General features: G+C 69.1%; 19 protein-coding genes and 3 pseudogenes. 10 read left to right on the forward strand and 12 right to left on the reverse strand.

Annotated features, from left to right (window positions below):
* Positions 1-17 precede the first annotated feature (17 nt).
* The 3 genes and pseudogenes from OHA03_RS35490 to OHA03_RS35500 form a co-directional block, all read right to left on the reverse strand.
* Positions 18-1,298 (reverse strand): annotated as a pseudogene (locus OHA03_RS35490) (ISKra4 family transposase).
* 17 nt (positions 1,299-1,315) lie between these two features.
* On the reverse strand, positions 1,316-1,816 hold the full coding sequence (locus OHA03_RS35495; RefSeq protein ID WP_267007733.1) for a hypothetical protein: 501 nt from the start codon (positions 1,814-1,816) through the stop codon (positions 1,316-1,318).
* 275 nt (positions 1,817-2,091) lie between these two features.
* Positions 2,092-3,045, reverse strand: a complete 954-nt coding sequence (locus OHA03_RS35500) for a tellurite resistance/C4-dicarboxylate transporter family protein (RefSeq protein WP_267007734.1) — start codon at positions 3,043-3,045, stop codon at positions 2,092-2,094.
* 122 nt (positions 3,046-3,167) lie between these two features.
* Here OHA03_RS35500 and OHA03_RS35505 point away from each other — a divergent pair, with 122 nt between their 5' ends.
* Positions 3,168-3,545, forward strand: coding sequence for a hypothetical protein (locus OHA03_RS35505; protein WP_267007735.1), 378 nt, complete (start codon positions 3,168-3,170; stop codon positions 3,543-3,545).
* Positions 3,546-4,003: 458 nt separating this feature from the next.
* Here the strand turns inward: OHA03_RS35505 and OHA03_RS35510 are convergent, their stop codons facing one another.
* Positions 4,004-4,450, reverse strand: a complete 447-nt coding sequence (locus OHA03_RS35510; RefSeq protein ID WP_267007736.1) for a DUF6262 family protein — start codon at positions 4,448-4,450, stop codon at positions 4,004-4,006.
* Positions 4,440-4,664 (reverse strand): integrase, encoded by a 225-nt coding sequence (locus tag OHA03_RS35515; RefSeq protein ID WP_267007737.1) that lies wholly within the window; start codon positions 4,662-4,664, stop codon positions 4,440-4,442. The genes OHA03_RS35510 and OHA03_RS35515 overlap by 11 nt, the downstream gene beginning before the upstream one ends.
* A 14-nt stretch (positions 4,665-4,678) precedes the next feature.
* On the opposite strand from OHA03_RS35515, the gene OHA03_RS35520 reads away from it, so the two are divergent.
* From OHA03_RS35520 to OHA03_RS35530, 3 genes are all read left to right on the forward strand, one after another.
* Positions 4,679-5,931 (forward strand): IS3 family transposase gene (locus OHA03_RS35520; RefSeq protein ID WP_267007271.1). Its coding sequence is split into 2 segments (ribosomal slippage): positions 4,679-4,961 and positions 4,961-5,931, totalling 1,254 coding nucleotides; the frame shifts between segments, so codons are not numbered across the junction.
* Positions 5,932-6,068: 137 nt separating this feature from the next.
* Positions 6,069-6,404, forward strand: coding sequence for a transposase (locus tag OHA03_RS35525; protein ID WP_267008270.1), 336 nt, complete (start codon positions 6,069-6,071; stop codon positions 6,402-6,404).
* A 32-nt stretch (positions 6,405-6,436) separates the two neighbouring features.
* Entirely contained in the window at positions 6,437-6,979 is a 543-nt protein-coding gene (locus OHA03_RS35530) for a transposase (RefSeq protein WP_267008271.1), read from the forward strand.
* Here OHA03_RS35530 and OHA03_RS35535 read toward each other — a convergent pair.
* From OHA03_RS35535 to OHA03_RS48095, 3 genes and pseudogenes are all read right to left on the reverse strand, one after another.
* Entirely contained in the window at positions 6,927-7,508 is a 582-nt protein-coding gene (locus OHA03_RS35535; RefSeq protein WP_267007738.1) for a hypothetical protein, read from the reverse strand. The two genes, OHA03_RS35530 and OHA03_RS35535, sit on opposite strands and share 53 nt — an antisense overlap.
* A 57-nt stretch (positions 7,509-7,565) precedes the next feature.
* The gene (locus OHA03_RS35540) at positions 7,566-8,789 is read right to left on the reverse strand and encodes a PP2C family protein-serine/threonine phosphatase (RefSeq protein ID WP_267007739.1); all 1,224 of its coding nucleotides are present in this window, start codon (positions 8,787-8,789) and stop codon (positions 7,566-7,568) included.
* 37 nt (positions 8,790-8,826) lie between these two features.
* Positions 8,827-9,063, reverse strand: a pseudogene (locus tag OHA03_RS48095) (PAS domain-containing protein); the annotation flags it as partial.
* A 146-nt stretch (positions 9,064-9,209) separates the two neighbouring features.
* On the opposite strand from OHA03_RS48095, the gene OHA03_RS35545 reads away from it, so the two are divergent.
* Positions 9,210-9,476, forward strand: coding sequence for a CdaR family transcriptional regulator (locus tag OHA03_RS35545; RefSeq protein ID WP_267007740.1), 267 nt, complete (start codon positions 9,210-9,212; stop codon positions 9,474-9,476).
* Positions 9,477-10,232: 756 nt separating this feature from the next.
* Here OHA03_RS35545 and OHA03_RS35550 read toward each other — a convergent pair.
* Positions 10,233-11,186 (reverse strand): hypothetical protein, encoded by a 954-nt coding sequence (locus OHA03_RS35550; protein WP_267007741.1) that lies wholly within the window; start codon positions 11,184-11,186, stop codon positions 10,233-10,235.
* A 62-nt stretch (positions 11,187-11,248) separates the two neighbouring features.
* Here OHA03_RS35550 and OHA03_RS35555 point away from each other — a divergent pair, with 62 nt between their 5' ends.
* The 5 genes from OHA03_RS35555 to OHA03_RS35575 all read left to right on the forward strand — a co-directional run bounded on the left by OHA03_RS35555 (position 11,249) and on the right by OHA03_RS35575 (position 16,830).
* Complete coding sequence (locus OHA03_RS35555; protein ID WP_267007742.1) at positions 11,249-13,666, forward strand: helicase-associated domain-containing protein; 2,418 nt, start codon at positions 11,249-11,251, stop codon at positions 13,664-13,666.
* A gap of 415 nt (positions 13,667-14,081) precedes the next feature.
* The gene (locus OHA03_RS35560) at positions 14,082-14,630 is read left to right on the forward strand and encodes a hypothetical protein (protein WP_267007743.1); all 549 of its coding nucleotides are present in this window, start codon (positions 14,082-14,084) and stop codon (positions 14,628-14,630) included.
* Between the two features lie 581 nt (positions 14,631-15,211).
* Positions 15,212-15,667 carry a PDZ domain-containing protein gene (locus OHA03_RS35565; RefSeq protein ID WP_267007744.1) on the forward strand — a complete coding sequence of 152 codons (456 nt, stop codon included), beginning with the start codon at positions 15,212-15,214 and terminating at the stop codon, positions 15,665-15,667.
* A 412-nt stretch (positions 15,668-16,079) separates the two neighbouring features.
* Positions 16,080-16,550: an RICIN domain-containing protein gene (locus OHA03_RS35570; protein ID WP_267007745.1), complete on the forward strand. Its 471-nt coding sequence runs from the start codon at positions 16,080-16,082 to the stop codon at positions 16,548-16,550.
* A gap of 7 nt (positions 16,551-16,557) precedes the next feature.
* Positions 16,558-16,830, forward strand: coding sequence for a hypothetical protein (locus OHA03_RS35575; protein ID WP_267007746.1), 273 nt, complete (start codon positions 16,558-16,560; stop codon positions 16,828-16,830).
* A gap of 463 nt (positions 16,831-17,293) precedes the next feature.
* Here OHA03_RS35575 and OHA03_RS35580 read toward each other — a convergent pair whose 3' ends face one another.
* The 3 genes and pseudogenes from OHA03_RS35580 to OHA03_RS35590 form a co-directional block, all read right to left on the reverse strand.
* Positions 17,294-18,961, reverse strand: coding sequence for a hypothetical protein (locus OHA03_RS35580; protein ID WP_267007747.1), 1,668 nt, complete (start codon positions 18,959-18,961; stop codon positions 17,294-17,296).
* 373 nt (positions 18,962-19,334) lie between these two features.
* A pseudogene (locus OHA03_RS35585) lies at positions 19,335-20,123 on the reverse strand (IS256 family transposase); the annotation flags it as partial.
* 23 nt (positions 20,124-20,146) lie between these two features.
* Positions 20,147-21,361, reverse strand: coding sequence for an IS110 family transposase (locus tag OHA03_RS35590; RefSeq protein WP_267003324.1), 1,215 nt, complete (start codon positions 21,359-21,361; stop codon positions 20,147-20,149).
* Positions 21,362-21,475 lie beyond the last annotated feature (114 nt).

Genomic DNA, 21,475 nt, shown 5'->3' on the forward strand with positions numbered 1-21,475 from the left:
TGAGGGTGCTGGTTTGATCAGGCGGCGAGGCTGAGGGTGTTGCGGTATCGGGCTTGGTGGTTGCGGGTGAACTCCTGTTGTTCGTGCCAGGCCCAGTAGGTGTCGAAGTCGCCGTTGGCGTGCAGGGCACGGAGTTTCAGGACGGCTTCGGCTCCGGCCAGTCCCCAGCGGGCTCCGGTGATGTCGAGACGGTCTTTCACCAGGTGGCGGCAGGCTCCCTCGATGATGCCCGTCGCGATCGGCCAGCCGGCGGTCAGGGCGGTGTCGTAGCGGAGGTATTCGGCCTTGTTGGTGAGGTAGGCCACGGCGTCGTCGATGCCTTTGTGGTGGCCGGCCGCGATCCCGGCCTGTTCGGCGGCCGTCCGGATCGCGGCGGCGGCCTTGCCGCAGTCTCCGGCCAGGACGGTGCGGGCGGTGCGGGCGACCCAGGCCTCGATGGTCTTGTCGCCGCTGTCGTGCAGGCCGTGGCCGGCACCCCACAAGTACTCCAGGACGTGGACGATGTCGATGACGATGTGCACCTTCACGCCGCGGGCTTGTGCCTCGGCGTTGATCAGGTCGATCTGGTGGGGTGCGCCGTCGACCAGCACGACCCAGGTGCGGGAGTGGCCGGGGTCGCGGGCCTCGGCCTGGTCGAACACGGCGGCCACGACTTCGGCGGCGATGTCGTTGACCGAGCCGCACAGCCACTTGGAGCGGGCTTACGGGGCCCGGACCGGGAGGTCGGCACCGTCGGTGGCCCTCTCGGGGTCGGGGTCGGGGTCGGGGTCGGCGATGATGTCGTCGATGTCGGCGGCGGCGCCGATCGCCAGCTCGGCGACCTGCCGATGGCCGACCCCGGCGCCGGTCAGGGCGTTGACGCGGCCGGTGGCCTCGGCGAACGAGCCGCGGGCCGCCTCGATCGCGGCGAGTTTCGCGATCCCGTGGGAGTGCATCCCGGCCGGCATGTTCAACACCGCGTCCGCGACGTGCAGATCGGCGACCCCCGTGCCACGGTAGGCGATCCTGGTCGCGGTGACCTTCCCGAACACCGTGGCCAGGACACGCGTGCGGCCGCGCTCGATCCTCGTGCGCTCCACGCCGTCCGCGTCCACCACCTCCGGCACCCGCATCTCGGTGAGCGAGCGCAGGTTCAGATGGTCCTGGAACAGCGACCGGGTCACCTCCCGCATCCGCGAGCCGACCAGGTCCTCCAGCTGTGAGTGCGTCAACTGTGCAGTGTCCGGACCGGACAGATCCGCGGTCACCAGCTCGAACAACCCCCGCGAGGCGGCGAACGCGTCCTCGGCCACCGCCAGATCCGCCCCCACGCCGCTCACCGCGCACCAGCCCGGGAAACCAGCGCGAACAGCCCCGACTCGGCCTCGACGAGAATCCCTCGCTCGACCAGCCGCTTCAGCTTCGACCGCATACCCTCGGTATGGTTCGCCGCCGTCCCCAGGCCCACCCCGACACACACGTCCTTGCAGCGCAGCGGGCCCGGCGCCTGGGCGAAGACCACCAGGATCCGCCGATACGCCTCCGAGGTCACCGTCGCATCCCCGGACGCCTCCGCCGCCAGCAGCACCGGAACCAACTCCGCCAACGGCACCACCGCGGACTCAACATCCGCAACCGGCGCCGCCGAGCCCGGACCGTCCGCCAGCACCTCGGTCATCGTCTCCCGAGTGATCTGCAACCGGGACAGCTCGGTCTCTACCAGCATCAACGCCTCGGACAACCTGGCAATCTGCTCACGCAGTTCGGCGGCCCGCGACCCGGCCGCACTCTCTTTGGACTCCAACACGGCCAACCACGACGGCACGAGACCACCCACCCCCGACCAGTGTCCGCACCGACAGCGGACGACTCACCACGGAAGGTAGGGAACCGAAGCAGCCCCCGGCATACCAAACCCCATCGAACCACCCCAACGAGTCACCCGAGCAAGATACGCACCCGATCCGGATCCAGCACGGCCTTGCCGGTGGAGGCCTGCCGGGCGGCGCCCGTACGCGTGGCCGTCCAGAACCGCGCCTGCACCACACGGCCGCGATGATGCCCCCACCGCCCGGCGAGCACCCGAGGCCCCCGACACCGTCCCGGCACAGGTCACCGGGAGTACGCGGCCACGTGCCTGACCATCCCGATCAGTGTGAGCACCCAGGCAGCGCAGGCGACCCAAAGCAGTACCTGGCCCGGCGTCCGCAGCCAGCCCACACCCGCGGCGTCGGCGACGGACAGGGTGGCGACGGCCGTCATGCCCATCGGGAAGACCGTCGCCCAGCGCCTCATGTCGTAACGCGGACGCGGCCAGCGCGCCTCAGCGAAGAGGAGGACGGCGTACCAGCACAGGGACAGCGCGAGCGTGACCAGCGTGATCGGACGTAGCACGTCGTGCAGCGCGGTGCCGCGCCAGGCGGGCACGGCCAGCAACTGCGCCCCGGCCAGCGCGCAGATCCCCATCGCCCCGCCCGCCACCCACTGGTCGCCCCCTCCGGACCGCACCTGGCCCAGGTCGAAGCGGACGAAGGCCACCGGGTACAGAGCCAGTCCGAGCACGAAGCAGCCCAGCGCCGGCCAGGCGAGCCACCCGGACGGCAACGAGACGACCAGCGTTCCACCCAGCACGGCCAGGGCCTGCGTCGCGACGCACACCAGGAACACCGTGCCCGGCAAGTGCCGCAGCCAGTGCCGCACCACCGCCGCCAGCAGCACCGGCCAGATCAGTACCGCGACGACCAGCGCGGCGACCGCGACACCCGACCACCCCTGTAGCGCGAACCACTCCCCGAGAATGGTCGTTGCGGCCACGGCGGTCAGCGCGGGCGGCGTGTCCGCCTCCAACCGGTCCCGGTCGCGCAGCAGCCGCCGCGCGAAGTCGAAGGCGAGCCCGCACCACGCAACGGCAGCGAGGACGAGCAGGATCTGTGAAAGCACCGCTTGCCCCACCAGGCGCAGCCCGATGGAGACAATCCCGGTCGCCATCACCGCTGTCCCCGCTCCCGGGGGCAGCTCCTGCCACCAGCCCACCAGACCGTCCACGGCCCGCGCACTGTCACCCATCCCCCCACACTGTGCGGCGGTGAGGCAGGCCGCAACTGCAACACAGCCCCGACACAGCGAGCGGGCAAGGTTGTCCCGGGTATCCAGGTGAGCCGGGGCGGCGACCACGGTACGGTCCCCGGATGGAGCGCTCGAACCCCAGCTGCCCTGCTCACGGGCCCGGAATCGATCCCGCGTGCTTGATCGGGCGTCGGCTTGTGCAGCTCGTGGCGTCGTGGCACGTGCATGACGGGCGCCGCTCCGACGCCCCCGTCGACGTGTGGCTGATCGATGACCAAGGCGCATCCACCCGCATCATGAACGGAACGGACTGGTGCCTCGTCGTTGAGACATCCCTACCGTACGAGGGCTATGACATGGGCGACTGGGGCCGGATCGACGTTCTTCCTGTTCGCGACGAGACGCCCCTCGCGAGCCATGTTGGGGACACCGTGCTCGGAGTCCGGGAGGAGTGGGAACCGCGAACAGGGCGCATGGTGTCGGCGGGTTCGTGTGGCTGACCGACGGCAACACGTACCGCCCTAATGTGCCGCCCCACCGATGCACGTTCGATCTCGCCGCCGGGCAGACTGCGACATGTTCGACCCGTGCCCGGCCCGATCGTCCAGGCACCCAATGGGTGGCCGCCACCGCAGCCGAAACGGGAGTGGCCGAGTACCCATCCGGTTGGAGCAGCTTCCCGAGTGTGACCGGCACCCAGAGCGGCCACCCGTTGACTTGGCCGTTGCCGAAGTAGCGGACAGCCGTCGACGCGCATTGCGGCGCCTTGATCCGGAGGCCTTTGGATTGCCGGTCGGAGATGATGCGGACCCAAGGCGGCACGACTCGTCCGGCGGGAAGCGGCGGTGTCGGCAAACGATAGTTATCTTGAGCTCCGAGATGCTGTGTCTCGCTGACCTGGGGCGATGCGGCAAGGACAGTGTCCATGAGGCAGCTCACGAGGCTGGCCAGGGTCCTGTCAGCAGGGCCCGATCGTTGCCGAACCTCGACCTTGGCGGCGGGTCTCCGGGATGGGCGGGCTCTGGAGCCTGGCGGCGCGCAGGTCGCCGAGCGCGTGGGCGAGTTGTTCTCGGAGCTGGCGGTTTTCCTCGGCGAGGCGGCGGTTGCGTTCGTTGGCGGCCTCCAGGCGTTGGATGAGCGAAGCGTCGGAGGCTCGCTGCCGGGCCGGAACCGGGTCGGCGGAGGCTCGCTGTCGATCGGCCCGCAGGCGTTCGATCTCGGCTCGCAGGTCGGGTTGGGTGTAGAGCCAAGATCTTGAGACGCTGGCGGCACGGGCCACGATGTCGAAGGTGACGACCGTGCCTGCGGCGTCGATCTCGCGTAGGGCCTTGATCGCCTTGGCCCGTGTGTACTCGTGACGGTTGCCAGCCGCCGCGACGATATGGTGGGAGTTGTCAGCCCGCATCAGGCACCTCCGCTCCGTCGGGAGCTTCGTCGTCCTCCAGGGAAGCGATGATCCGGTCGAGGTTGCCGAGGGCCTGCTGGTTCATCTCGACGACGCGGAGCTGGCCGCGGGCCTCGGCCGCCGAGACTATCTGTAGGAGTTGCTGGCGCTGCTGCCGGTGCTGAGGCAGGAACTCCGGTGAACCGCCCCGGTTCGAATAGAGACTCGATTCCATGTAAGGATTGAGTCATGGCACGCCCCTCCTCCTATCCCCTTGAGCTGCGCAAACGAGCGGTCCGCATGGTCGCCGAGGTCCGCGGTGATTACCCGAACGAGTCGGCCGCGCTGAAGACGGTCGCCCAGAAACTCGGCATCGGCTCGGCCGAGACCCTGCGGAACTGGGTCAAGCAGGACGAGATCGACTCCGGTCGGCGGCCCGGCACGACGTCGGAGGAGTCCGCGGCGATGAAGGCCCTGAAGAAGGAGAACGCCGAACTCCGCCGCGCGAACGACATCTTGAAAGCCGCGGCAAGTTTCTTCGCGGCCGAGCTCGACCGGCCACACACACGCTCGTAGCGTTCATCGACGAGCACCGGGCCCGCTTCGGCGGTGTCGAGCCGATCTGCCGCGTGCTCACCGAGCACGATTGCAAGATCGCCCCTTCCACCTACTACGCCCACCACAAGCGGCTGGCCGAGCCGTCCGCGAGGACCGTGCGCGACGCCGGGCTGAAAGAGAAGATCAAGGAGATCTACGCGTCCAACTACCGCGTCTACGGGGCGAGGAAGATCTGGCGCGAGCTGAACCGCCAGGACATCCCGGTGGCCCGCTGCGCGGTCGAGCGGCTGATGCGCGAGCTGAACATCGCCGGCGCGGTGCGCGGCAAGAGGGTCATCACCACGATCCCGGACGAGAAGGCCGAGCGGGCACCGGACCGCGTCGAGCGCGACTTCGTCGCCGAGGCGCCCAACCGCACCTGGGTCGCGGACTTCACCCACGTGGCGACCTGGGCGGGCGTCGTCTACGTCGCCTTCGTCGTGGATACCTTTTCACGTCGCATCGTGGGCTGGTCCGCCTCCACATCGAAGGAGACCCAGCTCGTCCTGGACGCGCTGGAGATGGCACTGTGGCAACGCGACCGCGACCAACACCCGTATACGCACGGCGAGTTGATCCATCACTCCGATGCCGGGTCGCAATACACGAGTTTCCGTCTCGCCGAGCACCTGGATGCCGCCGGTCTCGCGGCGAGCATCGGTTCCGTCGGGGACGCACTGGACAACGCCCTGATGGAATCGACCATCGGTCTCTACAAAACCGAGTTGATCAAGCCGCAACGGCCCTGGAAGACGCTCTCCCAGGTCGAGCTGGCCACCGCCGAATGGGTCGACTGGTACTGCCACCGGCGCCTCCACGGTGAAATAGGCCACGTCCCGCCCGTCGAGTACGAGAACAACTACTACCTCGCGACCACGAAACCCCAGGTCACAACCGCTATCTGAGCTCTCTACCGAACCCGGGGCGGTTCAAGGTTCCTGGTCGGGTGATCGTGTGGTGGTGCGGGCATGAAGGCGGGGCCTCTTGGTAGCTCGGGGGTGCGAACCTAACCGAGCGGCCCAAGGAGGCCCCGTTGTCACATGTGTACGCGCCTGCGCCCGTGGACTTCAACTCGCCCGGCGTGTCGTGCGATTGCCTCGCGCACGTGTACGGCAATGCGGCCGATCACCCGGACCGGGTGCGCCGGTATCCCTCGGACATGAGCGACGAGGAATGGACGGCGGTACGGCCGTTGTTGCCCACCCCTGCCTGGCTGGAGGGCCGCGGCGGGCAGCCCGAAGGGTACTGCCACCGTCAGATGCTGGATGCGATCCGCTACCTGGTCGCGGGCGGGATCTCCTGGCGGTCGATGCCCGCGGACTTCCCCGACTGGGACCGCGTCTACGCCTTCTTCCGCCGCTGGCGGCAGCCGGACTGATCACCGAGTTCCACGACCGGCTACGCGGGCGGATTCGCGAGCGCGAGGGCCGCGCGGTGGAACCGACGGCCGGGATCATCGACGCGCAGTCGGTGAAGGCCGCCGCGACGGTGCCCGCCGACTCACGCGGCTACGACGGCGGCAAGCAGATCAACGGCCGCAAGCGGCACATCATCACAGACTGCCTCGGCCTGCTCCTGGTCGTCGCGGTCACCGCCGCGAACGTGGGCGACCGCGAAGCGGCCGTGCCCCTGCTGCAGCGGCTACGCCGGCTGCACCGGGACATGTGCCTGGTCTGGGCCGATGGCGGCTACACCGGCGGTCTCGTCGACTGGTGCCGGCAGAAACTCGCCTTCGCCCTTGAAGTCGTCAAGCGCACCGACGACATGGAGGGGTTCGTGGTACTGCCGAGACGGTGGGTGGTGGAGCGCACTCTGAGCTGGCTGATGCAGTCGCGGCGTCTGTGCCGGGACTACGAGACACTGACCGCGACCAGCGAGGCGATGATCCTGTTCTCGATGATCACGCGGATGAGCCGCCGACTGGCCCGGCCACGAGCCGACGGCCGGCACTGAACGCCCCCGACGCCTCCTGGAGCAACCACCCGCGCTCGGCCAGGCGCTTGGCCTTCGACCGCACCCCTTCGACCTTCGCCGCGACCGTGTTGTCGATACCCAGTGCCGCCGCGATGTCCTTGGCCCGCACCGGCTCGTGACCCGGCCGGTCCTGAAGCACGTTCAGGATCCGCTGGTTGTCCAGCGAAAGCACCGACACCGACAACCCCTCCCGCCAGGGCGGCACGACCGCTCTCGGCACTGACGCGGACCCCGGCACAGGAGCGGACACTTCCTCGCCCTCGACCTCCGTCACGACGGTGGTCTCTTCGGCAGATGCGGCCAGAGCGTCGACGAGCTCCTCGCGCGCGATCACCCGCCGGTCCAACTCGATCTCGGCGGCCTCCAGCGCCGCGGCCGCACGGGCCGCCTCCTCCCGCAGGTCCTCCACCCGCTCGCGGGCAGCCGTTTCCCGCGCCTCCAACAACCCCAGCATCGACGCCACCGCGCACCCCTCGACGATCAAGCGGAAACAGAACGTCGAGACCATCCCTCACCCCGACCAAAACCATGCCTGACCAGCAGGAACTCAACGCTCACATCCGGTTCAACAACGGCTTCTGAGGATGCTGCCCTCGGGCAGGGCCACGCTGGTGGATCGGTAGGAGGCCACGCCGCGTCCCAGGTTCGGCCCCGCGGGGACGTCGATGACGTGGATGCTGCCGTCGGGGAGGGCGAGGACGGGCGCGGGATGTCCTGCCCGGGACAGGGTGCAGGTGCGGGTGGCCGGGTCGTAGATCACGAAGAGGCAGGTCGCCGTCAGCTCCGGCTGGTCGGGGTTCTCGACGGGCGGGTGTTCGCGGGCGAGCTGTTCGGTCAGGGCGTGGAGGTGTTCGAGGAGTTCGTCGGCCTGCAGGTCCATCGCGGCCAGGGCGCTGATTGCCGTGCGCAGCCGGCCCATCGTGGTCACGGTGTGCAGGCCGTGGCCTGACACGTCGCCCGCGACGAGGGCGATGCGTGCACTGGAGAGTGGGATGACGTCGTACCAGACGCCGCTGGTGGTCACAGGCAGGAAGGTGAACGTGGTCTCCGCGGCGGTCTGCGAGGGCAGCCGGTCGGGCACCAGGGTGCGCTGGGTGAGGCGGGCGATCGTGCGCTCACGGGTGTAGCGGCGGGCGTTGTCGACGCACACTGCGGCCCGGGCCACCACGTCGGTGGCGACGCTGAGGTCGGCGTCGTCGAAGGGCGGTGATCCGGTGCCGCGGTAGAAGCCCGCCATGCCGAGCACCACGCCGCGCGCGGCCAGCGGGACGGCGATCATCGAGTGCACTCCCGTCTCACGCACTCTCTCGGCGAGCACTGGATGCCGGACCAGCCACGGGTCGTCGGCCTTCAGCTGCCGTACGAGCCGGGGCTTCAGGTCGCTGAGGGCCTGCGCGTACGGGGTGCCGCGGGGAATCACCCTGACCGCCCCGATCTCGAACATGGCCGGAACCGCCGTGATCGCCTCCACTGCTCGGAAGCTTGCCTGGCGCACGGTGACCGGGTCGACCAACGGTCCCGGGCGCGGCGCCTCGCCGTGCAGCACGGCATCGAGGACGTCGACCGACACCATGTCGGCCAGCTCGCCCACGGCGACATCGGCGAGTTCCTGCGCTGTACGGAACACATCCAGGCTGCTCCCGATCCGCTCACCGGCCCGGTACAGCAGCTGCAGGTGCTGCTCGGCGTGATCCCGCTCGGTGATGTCCACCACCGTGCCGGCCACCCCCAGCGTGCGCCCTTCGGCGTCCTGGAGACGGAACGCCGAGATCGACAGCACCTTCTCCACGCCGCCCCAGGATGGCCAGGCGGCCCCGGTAGCGGAAATCGGTCATCGCCTCGCCTGTCTCCAGCACCGTGCGCAGCATGCTCTCCACGTCGTCCGCAACGAATCCCAGCTCGCGCCAGGTTCGGCCGACCGCGTCACTCATGTCGAAGTCCTGGACACCGGGCGCGGCGGAGTTGAAGCGCACGATCCGCAGCTCCGGATCCAGAACCTGCAGGCCGATCGGCGGCTGAGTGAACAGCGCGTGCAGCACCGCCGCATCGAAACCAGAGTCCATGCCTACGACAGCCTCCTTCGCACGATGACAGCCTGCGGCGCAGCCTGGAGCAGGCACGGCACGCTCTCGCCCTGGCCCGTCGGCTCGACGACCAGGTCGCGATCACTGCGAGCCACGAGATCGACTCACCGGACCTGCTGCTCGCCATGATCCCCGAGGACATACGTCGCGCCTACCACCACCGTGTGCTCGGCCCGGTCCTCGACTACGACGCAGCCCACGGGTCCGACCTGGTGAACACGCTGGAGACGTTCCTCGCCGCCTCCGGTTCCTGGCAGGCGTGCGCCGAGGTGCTGCACGTGCACATCAACACCGTGCGATACCGCATCCAGCGAGTCCAGGATCTGACCGGCCTCGATCTGGCGTCGCTCCCGGATCGGTTGCACCTGTACCTCGCGCTGAAGTCCCGGTGAGGGTCTCCTCTGCGGGACATCTGTTGGGCGCGGGTCACCTGACCGAGGGGCTTGATCCAGGGCTGGGTAGTTAGGGCCCGTAAAGAATCAACTCGTTGGTTTGGTCTCTGTCGTGAGGGTCACGCCGTGTGCGGCGGCGTGAACGAGGAGTCCCGCCAGGGTGTTGAGGTGTGCTGCTGGGGGCCGGGGCGGCCTGATCGACCTCTTCGACCGGCGGCGGCTCTTCCATAACCCCTCCTCAAGACATACTCGTGACCAGTGGGGCGTCTGGGGAACCGTGAGGACGTGCGGGAATCTGAATCCGCGTGCTCGGTAGCAACAGGGCGTGGCTCCTCGGGTCGGCTCCCTCGCCAGACTGACTCTCGGCCTCAACGTGCCAAGGAGCGACCGACGTTGGCAGACGACCTCACCACCCCATTTTCACGGCCGCGAGGCGCCGCCGTCAGGCGGGAGGGGGACTGAGGGGAAAAGCCGCTCGGTGAGATCACTGAGCGGCGGACGACGTGCAGGGCCCGGGTGAACGATGCCCGCTCGGCGGTGCTGCGGCGCAGGCGGGCGGCCTCGTCCAGCAGGTCCCGGGTGGCGTGGTGCACGATCAGGTGTGTGTAGATCTCCTGCCGCACGCCGTCCGGTGTCTGTGATCCTCCGCCTGGCGGATCCAGTTACGCAGGGCCTCGTGGTGCACGCCCAAGCTCCTCGGCCATGCGCCGGATCACGGGCTTCGGCTCGGCCGTGCGGTACATCCGGACCGCACGCTCACGCAACTCCAGCGGGTATTTCCTCGGAGCAGGCATCGTCTGGGCTCCTCTCATGAGACCCATCTGACCTGCTGTCACCATTCCCCGCATCTCGGGGGAACCTCAGCACGACGGCAGCCCAGCCGAGCGGCGGGATCGGACTTGTCCACGCCAGGATCTGCGCCCGCTCCAGCCTGGCCCGGGAGGTTGTTACGCGTCTGTCGTGTCGGCGGCGGATGCGGTTGGTGATGATCAGGAGGGCGGTGCCGAGCAGGAGGATTCCCGTGACGAGCCCCTTGAGTGCGCCTCCGCTGGACGTTTCGGCGTCTACAGCGGCTGCTGGGGCCATGCCGTGGGTGTGCGGGAATTTGATCTTCGCGTGGAACTTCTTGACGAGCAGTCCGCTTCTCAGTTCAAGGGTGGCGCGCCAGGGGCCGTCGGCCACTTCGTCGGTGACGGGAATCATCACGGGCTCGGACTGGTGGGGTGCCAGGCTCGTGCCCAGCTGTACCTGGTAGGGGCCTGCGCTCAGGCTTCCCGACACCGAGGCGAGTTTCAGGGTGCCGGACAGGTCCAGGGCGCGGCCCCCGGTGCTGATGATCTGGGCGCGCACGATTGCGTGCCCATGCGGGCCGCGTTGCGCCGTCATCGTGCGCGCGGTGAAGTTGGGGGCCGGGGGGTTGTGGCCGCCGACTGAGAGGTACATCCGGATGCCGGTGCGGCTCACCAGGGCGATACCACCACCTCGATTGCCCCTGACTTGTGCCCAGATCACGGCATAGCGCTCGCCGGGCGCCGCGTCTCTGGGCACGCTGATTGTCACGGTGTCGCGGAGGGTGTCGTGGGCGAGAACATGGAGTGTCCTGCGGCGCAGCCTTGTCCAGGCCGAAAGCTCGTTCCGCTTCCTGCCGGCTGCCCCCACGAACGAGCCATGGGTGATCCTGGCGGCGGCCGGATACACCTCGACGTGCAAGGTGGAATCAGTGGTGGGAGACGCAGTTCGTCGGTGGTGCCGTGTCATCTACGATCAGCGGGATGAAAAGCGCAACTGCCCTGAAGAACTGGCTCGCCGACCGCACCCCTGAGCAGCTCACCGCGCTGTTGGAGATACGGTCGTTGCCGTCGGCCGCCGGGTATGGGCAGGGTCTGCGTACATTGGGCCAGCTCGCCGATCACCTGCTGTCCGATGTCTCCGTCAGCCGCGCGCTGGGCTCGCTGAACGCTGGTGAGCTGCGGCTGCTGGCCGCTGTCGCCCAGATCGCCGACACCGAGCACGGGCCCACCCTTATGGGCCCAGTACCGTCCGGCACCTATAGACCTCGCCAGGACGCCGTAGTCGATCCGGCTAGCCGCGCTGTGCCGCGCGCCGAGGTCCTGCGGCGGCTCGCACCTGACGCGGCGGGGCAGGCCATCATCGAGGACGCATTGGAGCGCCTGGCCGGGCGGGCGCTGGTCCTGCCTCCGCACGCGGGGAAGGTCGTGGTGCCCGCGCTGCTGCACCATCGCTCGGCCGAATTCCAGGGCTATGGCCGCCCGGCCGACCTGCTACTTACCGGCGCCTTCAACGCTCCCGAGGTCCATGTGATCGCCGACCGGCTGGGCCTGGGCAGGGACACGACCCGTGACGGCTCCCAACGCCGGATCGTCACCTTCCTCCGGGACGCCGGGAAAGTGAGGGAGTTGGTCGCCCAGGCCCCGCCTGAGGCCTTGGATCTGCTCGACAAGCTCGTGCCTGGACCGCCTCTGTTGCGGACCCACTGTTTCGTCTCGCGATACGGCTACTACTCCGGTCCGAACAGCAAGTTCACCGTGCGCCCCGGCGGTTCCGGCGATCCGGGTACCGACTGGCTGGCTGAGCACGGTCTGGTGCTGCCTGTCAGCACCGACCTCGCCGAGCTGCCGTATGAGATCGCCCGAGCCCTGCGCGACGACACCGCCCCTGACCTGCATCTCACCCCGCCCGCCCTCACCCGCACCGTGCCGCTGCCCCGCCGTACCGACGGTCAGGCCCAGGCGGCAGCGGGGGCCGCCGCCTGGCATGCAGAACTTGTGCTGCGCGCCGTGGCCGCCCAGCCGCTGGCGATCCGCAAGGCCGGCGGCATCGCGGTCCGCGACACCCGACGGGTCGCCAAGGACGCGGGAATCAGCGAGGAACAGGCCCGTCTCTGGCTCGACCTCGCCTCCAACGCCGACCTGCTCGCCCCGCACCAGGACCAGGCATCTGTCCCCGCACCACGCGGTCGGCAACGCGGCCGCAAACAGGCCCCCGAACCCCCGGTGCGACTGCTGCCCACCCCCCGCTACGACACCTGGATCACCAAGCCCCCTGCCCAGCGACTCCTGCCACTGCTGGCCACCTGGGGCGTCGTACCCGAGATCTTCACCTACTGGCCCGCCGACAACGACCAGCCCCCCGTCGCACTGATCTCACCTACCGACACGATGGCAGCGGTACTGCGCCGAGGCATCCTCGACGCCCTCGCCACCCTCCCCGCCGACCACGGCATCGCCACCGGTGAACTCGATGAACTGCTCGCCTGTGCGGCCTGGTTCCGCCCCTCGCTCAGCCCATTCCTGGACACCAACGATCTTCAGTCGCGTGCCCAGGCCACTCTCGACGAGGCCGAACTGCTCGGCGTCACAGCCCACGGTGCGCTCACCACTACCGGCCACGCCCTGCGCGCCCTGCTGCACACCGGGGCCGTGCTCCACTTCCCCGCTGTCCCCGGCGCGGGCCCGGACTTGACCGACTATCCTCCACTCGCCGATGCCGTCCGGGAACTGCAACGTGCCCTCGACACACTGATGCCCGCCCCGCGCGCCACCGCCCGCTTCCAGGCCGACCTGACCGCCACCGTCACCGGCGCCGGCGCTCCCGACCTCACTGACCTGCTCGCCACCCTCGCCGACCGCGAATCCGAAGGACACGCCACCGTCTGGCGGATCACCCCGGCCACACTGCGCCGCGCCTTCGACACCGGCCTGGACGCCGACACCGTCCTGGAACGCCTGACCGCCGTCAGCGAAGGCGGCACCCCGCTGCCCCAGCCCCTCACCTACACCGTCAAGGACGTCGCCCGGGCGCATGGCCGCCTGCGCGTGGTCCGCTCCGCCTGCTGCATCCGCTGCGACGACGAACACCTCGTCACCGAGGTCTCCTCCGCCCGCGGCCTCACCAAACTGGGCCTGCGCAAGATCGCCCCGACCGTACTGATCAGTACCGCGCCGCCGCAGACCACACTCACTGCACTGCGCGCGGCCGGGTACACCCCGGTGCTGGAGGCCGAGACAGGCACGACCGTGTTGGAACGCGCCCCCCAGGAACGCGCCGAACCCCAAATGCCCGAATTCGCACAGGCCCACCCCCACTACGGCCCTGGCCCGGCGACCGCCCCTGCTCTCGCCGCCACGCTGCTGCACCCAGAAGGCAGCCGAGACAGCCGGAAGAGATAGCGGGGCCTCTTGAAGCCCGTCCGGCTCTGTCCGTAAGGGGATCCTCTACCGCACAGAGGCGACCTTCGGCCCCGGAAGACCGTGACCAGCGCCAGGGCCGTCTCATTTGAGCCGTCCGCTGATCCGAAAGTGATCGTTTAGCTGGGCGTGCGGGAGCGCCCGGGCGGCGGAGCTGTCCGGACGGGGTGTCGGTGGGGGTTGTTCAGACACCCCATGTCGTTTGAGGTCAAGCGGCATGGGAGTGGGCATAGTGTGACCAGGCGGTTGCTTCGCTGTAGGGGGTGCGGGTTTTGAGGCAGCCGTGGACTCTGCTGCGCAATTCCTGGGTCAGGCCGTGAGCCGGTAGGCGAGGCGTTCAAGGCGGCTTCCCGCCTGTCGCCCTGGTGTTCACGAAGACGTCGGCGCGCAGGCGCGGATGAACCGCATCAAGGCCGTCCGCGATCTGTCCCGCACGTGCTGGCAGCCTCGCTGGCAGAAATCTCACAGCTGGTCATCCAACGTCTCGGAGGATGACGGCTGGTGGGACTTCGCCGGCACGGTCCCGGTCATCGCGACCCACCTCGACCAGCTGCGCACCCATGGCCCGCACGGTTCCGGCTGGTGGAGGTTCGGTCACAGCGATTGGCAGCCGATCACCGAGGCTTTCACCAACACCGGCACCAAAGACGAGTACCGCGCCCGCGAAGACCAGCGCAGCCTGGAGCGCGAAGCCCAGGAAGAGCGCCGCCGCCAGGAGCGCGAGGAGGAGCAGCTCCGCCGGGAGGAGGGGAAGTGGGAGTGGCCGTCGTGCGGTGGCCTGGTCTACCCCGGCGATGCCTGGGGCAAGCCAGTGGCCACAGGTAGCCCGTGCACGGTCTGCCGCACAAGCACGGACAGCCAGCAGCCGCAGACGGCACAACGGGCGGTCACGGCTGCGGAGGCCGCCGAGACCAACGGGATCCTGGCCCGCCTACGCCGCACGTAGCAGCCCCGCACCGCGGTGCGGGTGTCACATCCAGCGGCCCAGGCGGCTGTGGTGAGCCGTTCGGTGACGACGGTGGTCAGTTCATCGAGCCGCCCGCAGACGCTCGTCCGGCCCGAAAGCCTCGGTATCCCATCCGTGCAGGTCACCACGTACCTTTCGGCGTGGTCGGGGAGCCGACATCCCTGTGGTTGATCTTCGAGTGGTTTGGGCGTGTTCTATGCGTATGGCCGGGGTGTAGCTGGGACGGTTGTGGCCTAGTCGATCATGAAAGGCCTCTGATGATCCGTAGATTCGCCCGTTTATGCAGCGCCGTCGCCTTGGGCACCGCAATGCTCACGGCCGCAGCGGTTGCGCCTGCCAGCGCATTCACCGCATCGGCCGCGGTATCCGCGCCGAGCCAGCTCAGATCTCTACCACCACAAGCGAACGTCCCTTCCCTGGATGCCGGCGGGCCTGCCGGGACCGTCAGTTATCCTCCGGACGGTCAGCGGCATCCCGGGCCCAGCACCATCACCATCCAGGCGCCGCCCTACACCCGCATCGTCGGACTGGACCTGCGGTGCAGCGGGATGGGGTGCCCGGTGAGTATCGCGCCTGACGGCAAGTCCGCCACGGCTCAGCTCACGGCCGGCACCTATGACTTCATCCGGCCGTGGACCGTCCACGTCGTCGCAGACATCGACGCTCCCCTGGCCGGGGGAACCTTTAGCGGCACCTTCACCGTGGACGGCGTGACACAACCGCTCATCGTGCACATCACCCCCGGCATCCAGGGCATCATCGCGGCCAACCTCCGCAACACCAGCCCCTCCGGCGGTGGCGTGCGCGTACTCGCCGTCGACCCGGGCACCAACACCGCTGCGGCCGGCCTGCTGCCCGGTGACCGCATCGTCGAGGTCGCCGGAATCCTCACGCCTACCGTCAACGACCTCGACAACGTCCTGAGTGGCAAGCGGTCCGGTGCCACCTACCCCGTGACCGTCGATCGCGGCGGCACGCTCGTCACCCTGCAGATCCCCCTGGACCCGGAACCGTAACTTCGCGGGTGCCACGGTGCGGCCCGGTCCCATCCAGGATGCTGTTGAACGAATTCGGGCCCGGCCCCTTCGCCCCGTTGGAACTATCCGGCGGGACGAAGCGCTGCGAGGCGGATGCTGCGGGCGTTGGCCCTTGCAGATTGACACCGTGATCAGCTTCGGGCGGCTTCTCAAAGACCTCGAAGGGGCATGTGACAGCGCCCGCCCGGCTACGCCGCCCACTCCAAGGGATAGACCAGGCTCGGTGACTGCTTCGGGGGAGGGGCGCTTGATCCGTTCTCGATGCGCTCCTTGTGACCCCGGCACGCCGCTGCTGTGGGGGTGATGGGGGCAGGGATGGGTGCCGGGTGTCTGTGATCTTGGTGGTGCGGGCCGGTCGGCCCGCACATGCTGCACCGATCTGAGGAGTCCTGTGCGTATTCGTTCGATCCTCTCTCTCGCCGCGTCCGCTGTCGCCGTGGCGGCGCTGGCCACTCCCGCCCAGGCCGCCGATGCCGCCGACGGCGTGTACTTCATCCGTGACGTGCGCAGCGGTGCGTGTCTGGCGGGCGGTGAAGGTTCGCTGGGCGCCCGCATCGAGCCCTGCAATCCCGGCACCGTGTGGGAGGTCCGCAATCAGGGCGACGGTCTGGCCCAGATCGTCGAGGCGCGCGGGGAGATGCGCTGTCTGGCGCTTTCGCCGATCCGGATCTACCCGCCGGTGGTGTGGGTGGACGAGTGCGGCCGCCAGCCCGACCGGTGGACGATCCAGGGCGAGGCCTCGGAAGGGCCGGTCGCCATTGCCCTCGGCCGGGGCGAGCTCGGCCACCTGACTACACAGGGCCACCGCGTGATCCTCAGCCCCGACGGCGGGCCCCAGTGGATCCTGGAACGCCTCGGGTAAGACATAGGTGTCGGGTCACCTCGCGGCCCGGATGAGGGCCCGCGAGGTGCTCAAGGGGTGTTCCTGGCTCGACACTCCAGGTGACGAGCGCTTCGACCACGCCGACTTTCTGCGCGGGCAGTTGGACAGGACCGTCACCCCGGCCGGGATGGCCGTCAAGGACGCCGTGTACCGGCAGTCGCTCGCGGCTCTCCTTGTCGCCCTGGACGCGGTTGAACGCGCGGCCCTCACCGCCTGGCTTGCCGCCGTCAACGCGAAGGACCCCGATCGGCCGGCGTGAGTTTCGCCCCGGGTTCTCCTCGACGACTTCGCCGATGAACGGGGCCCAGGGCCAATGACTCCCGCTCTCTCTCGTGAACATCGCCTATTCGCGCGAACGAGCGGATCCCAACCTCACATCGAAATGACGTGGAACTCACGTACACAGCCAACGCATCCGGCTGTGCGGTTCGAAGGCCTCGGCGGGCCTGCTCTCGATGAGCGTCTGGACGTCTCTGGGGCGCGCCCCCGTTTCCTGGCGACGCTGGGTTAGGGTCGCGGGCAGTCCGTGCCGGAATGGTGTGTGCGGGCCAGGCCCGGCTCCCAGGCGCTCTGGAGCAGCCGGGCCGCTCCCAAGCTCGCGCTCGCGCCGCCGCCCGGGGACCGGCCCCTTTCTTCCGGACTGACGCTGGAAGAACTGGAAGAAATGGGGTGTCGGAGTTGGCGGGGAGGTCTGTGAGGCTGTTGTTGTTGTGGGACGCGTATTACAGCAGTCCTCCGAGCGGTAGGGCCCGCTCGGCGAGCTGTCCGTGCAGCATTCCTTGGGCGGTGTCGGCTTCGGTGAGCCAGTCGGCGGTGACCAGCAGCGCGGCGTGCTCGGCGACTTTTTCGGGTGGCAGGGCGCAGAACGCGGCGATCTTGTTCAGGTGGAGTCCGCCGTCCTCGGCGTGTCCGAGGCGGCCGTCGGGGCGGGTGTGGGCGGCGGTGTACAGGGCGAGGAGCCGGGTTGTGGCGCCCAGTTTCTTCTTGCGGATCTTCCGGTCCCCGACTGCTTTCTGGGCCCAGCCGGAGATTCTGGAGCGGGTGGTCTTGCCGAAGGTGAACGGGTGGGGCTGTGCGGGCTGCAGTGTGGGGACGGTGAACGCGGTGGGGTCCTCGGGCTGCGAGGCGAGGGTTTCGGTGACGGTGCCGGGCAGGCGTAGCCAGCCGGCTGCGATCAGCCGTTCCAGTACCTGCTCGGCGTCGTCGGGCAGCCAGCCGGTGAGGTCTTGTCCGGTGATGTTTCCGGTGCCTGTGCGCGCGGCGCGCAGGGTGAGCAGGAGCACCGCGAGGCGCACTTCGGCGTCGGGATGGGGTGCGTGGGCCTGGACGTAGTCCAGCACGGTGCGGGCGTGCGCGGCTTGGTTGCGGGTCAGTAGCCGTTCCACCACCGGCTCGTCCTCGCTCATCGTGTCGCTGACTGGCCGGCCGACACGGTTGGAGTGCATGTCGCGGGTGGTCTGCGCGGCACTCTCGGCGCGTTTGGCCTCGTGGCGCAGGGATCCGTTGCCGGTGGCGTTGGCCCACAGGGCGAACGCGCGGGCTTTGCGCTCCTGGAGTTGAGCGAGGAGGGCGAGGTCGGGTTCAGCACGTTGTTGATAGGCGCGGAATGCGTCGCCGAGTTCGATGAGTTCCAGGCGTAGCGCGTCGGGCTGAAGGTCGTAAGGGACGGTCCGCTGCGCGATTTTCCCCCACCGCTTCGCCTGCCCGGGCGTTGTTGCCGGTGAGGTGGCGCGGGCGCGAGGCACCGGCGCCGGCCCGGTGGCCGCGTAAGAAGAAGCGTCGGCCACGGGGGACACGGGGGAGGGGCTGTGGTCGGAGAACACCGCCGCCGCCCCACCCCTGGCGGTGCTGCCTGCGGGCTTGCGCTCTGCCCCTGGCTTCTGCGTCGTTTCCTGGCCCGCCTCGGCCGGGGCCGGGGTGGGGCGGGGCGGTGGTGGGGCGGTGTCCAGGACACGGCAGTCGGGGGTGGCGGCCGCGCAGCGCGCGCACGTCTCCGCGATCCGCCAGAGCCGCCCGGCCCGGTCCGCGTAGACCGCCAGAACCACTGGGCCCCCGCACCGCACCGCTCCCGCCGACGGCCGCGCACCGGTCCGCCTTTTGGGGAGGGTGTCGGGGTCGGGGGTGTGCCACGCGCAGTCGGCGGCGCGGCAGCCGCACCACGCCCCGGGGCGCGGCCCGCCGCCCGCGCGGATGTGGGCCAGGTGCGTGTTGACGTGTCCGACCGCGGCCTTGCGCCCCGCGGCGGTGTTGGGCAAGCGCTGGTCGGCGCAGGCCGGGCGGGAGCAGGAGAGCCGGACCGTGCCGGCAGAGGGACGGCCGTAAGGGTCCAGGCGCACCGTCCATACCCGCCCTGTGACGTGCTCCTCCTGCGTACCAGCCTCCACCGCCATGTGCGTACTCCCAGCGTTGCTTGATCCGTTGCCCCGGACGGTCCCCATCATCGGGGATACCGGTCGATCAGCCCCCGAGGACCGGCAGTTTCGCCCACGACGCAGACCTCGGCAACCAGCGCGTTGAGCAGCATCGGCGCCAAGGCGGGATCGGCGCGTCGATCGCGTACCTGTGGAACTGCTACCAGGACCTGATCGAGGGCCGGACGCGAGCACCAGAGCGTTGACGAAGCCGCCCGCAACAACGGCATCCTCGCCCGGCTCCGCGTCCGGACTCCGCCTGCCAGATGACTGGTTTGTCAGGCATGGGTCTATCAGGAATGAGGTGTGATTCGTCTGATTGGCCTACAGGTTCTTCGGTGGGCTGATTGGTCTACACCCGTCCGGCGGTGAGGCGGCCGTCGAAGAGGAGGTCGAACTCGTTCAGCGCGCTCTTCCAGCGGTTGTTCCAGCGCTGGCGGCCGCGTCCGGTGGGGTCGAGGGCGAGGGTGGCCAGGTAGAGGCGCTTGAGGGCGGCGGTCTCGTTGGGGAAGTGTCCGCAAGCTTGGGCCGCGCGTCGGTATCGGGCGTTCAGCGACTCGATGGCGTTGGTGGTGTAGACGACCTGGCGGATGGCGTCCGGGAGGCCGAGGAAGGGAACGAATTCGCTCCAGGACCGTTCCCAGATCCCGGTGATCGACGGGTACTTCTTGCCCCATGTGCCGTCGAAGTCGGCCAGTCGCTGCCGGGCCTGCTCCTCGTTGACGGCCGTGTAGACGGGCTTGAGGTCGCGGGCGACGTCGGCCCAGTCGCGGCGGGACGCGTAGCGCAGGCTGCCGCGGATGAGGTGGACGATGCAGGTTTGCACCACGGTCTGCGGCCAGACGGTGTTCACCGCGTCGGGCAGGGCGGAGAGGCCGTCGCAGACCAGCATCAACACATCGCGGACGCCCCTGTTCTTGATCTCGGTCAGGACGGTCTGCCAGTACTTGGCGCCCTCGCCGCCGTCGCCGGCCCACAGTCCCAGGATCTCCCGGTAGCCGTCGGCGGTGACCGCGATGGCCACATAGACGGGTCGGTTCGCGACGTGCCCGTCGCGGATACGGACGTGGATCGCGTCGATGAAGACCACCGGATAGACCGCGTCGAGCGGGCGGGTGCGCCATTCCGCCATCGACTCCAGAGCTTTGATGCTCCTATCGTCGGTCAAGCGGCATCGAGCCAGCTGCGGTAGGCGTCGGCGAAGGTGTCGTCGCGGCGGAGTCCTCGTTCGATGTTGGAGATGACGGCGGGCCAGACTCCGAAGTGGTTCGCTGCGGCGGTGAGCGTGATGTTCTTGGCCTGGCGGGTGGGCCTGAGGTCCGCGATCTCGGGAACCTCGACTGCGGTGGTCAAGAGGCGGAAGATCTCCCGGGCGATGGCGCGTTTGAGCAGCCGGATGATCTCCTTTTTCGTCCGGCCGGCCTTGGTTTGACGCTCCACGTAGTCACGGGTGCGCTGGTCACGGCGCATGCGGACGAGCGCGATGCGGTAAAGGGCCCCGTTCGCCGCGCGGTCACCGCCGCGCGAGAGCCGGTGACGGTTGGTCTTGCCACTGGAGGCCGGAACCGGGGCGACACCGCACAGGGCGGCGAAGGATGCTTCGGTGCGTAGGCGGGCGGGGTTGTCGCCAGCGGTGATCAGCAGTTGCGTAGCGGTGTCGGGTCCGACGCCGTAGGCGGCGCGCAGGCCGGGGTTGAGCTGCGTGACCAGGGCGTCCAACTCCGCTGTCAGAGCGGCGTGTTCAGCGGTCAGGTTCTGGACGCGTCGCGCGAGCGTGCGCAGGGCGGTCAGGATCGGGACATGGACAGGGGCGTTGCCGACCCGGAGCCGGACCAGGGCGTCGATGCGCTTGTCGCCCCGCAGCACTTCGTACTTCGTGCGGATGCTGTCGGGCGCGGTGATCAGAATGTGTCCGATCTGGTTCAGCGCCGCTGTACGGGCCTTGACGGCGGATCGTGCCACGTTGTGCAGAGCCCGGATCCCGGCGACGGCATCGCCTTTGGGGGCGCTGGTGGCCCGGCCGGACACGACCGCACGAGCTGCGGCATAGGCGTCGATCGGATCGGACTTGCCGATCCTGCGGCGCTCGGCCTTGTCCGGCCGGTTGACCTCGACCACGGTCAGACCGGCCTTGCGGGCCGCGCGCGTGAACCCCGACCCGTAGGAGGACGTGCCCTCCACGCCGACGGCGGCGACGGTGCCGTGAGCAGCCAGGAAGGCCAGAGCAGCCGTGTATCCGGCGGCCGTTGTGGGGAACTCGGCATCGGCGACCTGCCCACCGCGGTCGGTCACCACGGCAACGTGGACAGTGTCGGCATGAGAGTCCACGCCGCCGATCACCACGTGTTCGACGGCTGCTGCAGTGTCCGTTTCTGTCATGCTGGAAATGCCTTCCTGACCGGAGGTGGCTCCAGCCGGGTGGGGCAGACAGGACAGTGATGGGGCCTCTGGCCAGGCTCCTATGAGGTCATGTTCCACCCGGCCGGGGCCTCG

The sequence above is a fragment of the Streptomyces sp. NBC_00154 genome, assembly GCF_026342835.1.
GTDB lineage: Bacteria > Actinomycetota > Actinomycetes > Streptomycetales > Streptomycetaceae > Streptomyces.

What these genes read in the sequence shown, in the direction of transcription:
- OHA03_RS35580 (WP_267007747.1), bottom strand. Translation starts at nt 18,961, where the DNA reads ATGGCGGTGGAGGCTGGTACGCAGGAGGAGCACGTCACAGGGCGGGTA.
- OHA03_RS35555 (WP_267007742.1), top strand. Translation starts at nt 11,249, where the DNA reads ATGAAAAGCGCAACTGCCCTGAAGAACTGGCTCGCCGACCGCACCCCT.
- OHA03_RS35510 (WP_267007736.1), bottom strand. Translation starts at nt 4,450, where the DNA reads ATGCGGGCTGACAACTCCCACCATATCGTCGCGGCGGCTGGCAACCGT.
- OHA03_RS35505 (WP_267007735.1), top strand. Translation starts at nt 3,168, where the DNA reads ATGGAGCGCTCGAACCCCAGCTGCCCTGCTCACGGGCCCGGAATCGAT.
- OHA03_RS35560 (WP_267007743.1), top strand. Translation starts at nt 14,082, where the DNA reads ATGAACCGCATCAAGGCCGTCCGCGATCTGTCCCGCACGTGCTGGCAG.
- OHA03_RS35545 (WP_267007740.1), top strand. Translation starts at nt 9,210, where the DNA reads ATGATCCCCGAGGACATACGTCGCGCCTACCACCACCGTGTGCTCGGC.
- OHA03_RS35535 (WP_267007738.1), bottom strand. Translation starts at nt 7,508, where the DNA reads ATGGTCTCGACGTTCTGTTTCCGCTTGATCGTCGAGGGGTGCGCGGTG.
- OHA03_RS35515 (WP_267007737.1), bottom strand. Translation starts at nt 4,664, where the DNA reads ATGGAATCGAGTCTCTATTCGAACCGGGGCGGTTCACCGGAGTTCCTG.
- OHA03_RS35590 (WP_267003324.1), bottom strand. Translation starts at nt 21,361, where the DNA reads ATGACAGAAACGGACACTGCAGCAGCCGTCGAACACGTGGTGATCGGC.
- OHA03_RS35500 (WP_267007734.1), bottom strand. Translation starts at nt 3,045, where the DNA reads ATGGGTGACAGTGCGCGGGCCGTGGACGGTCTGGTGGGCTGGTGGCAG.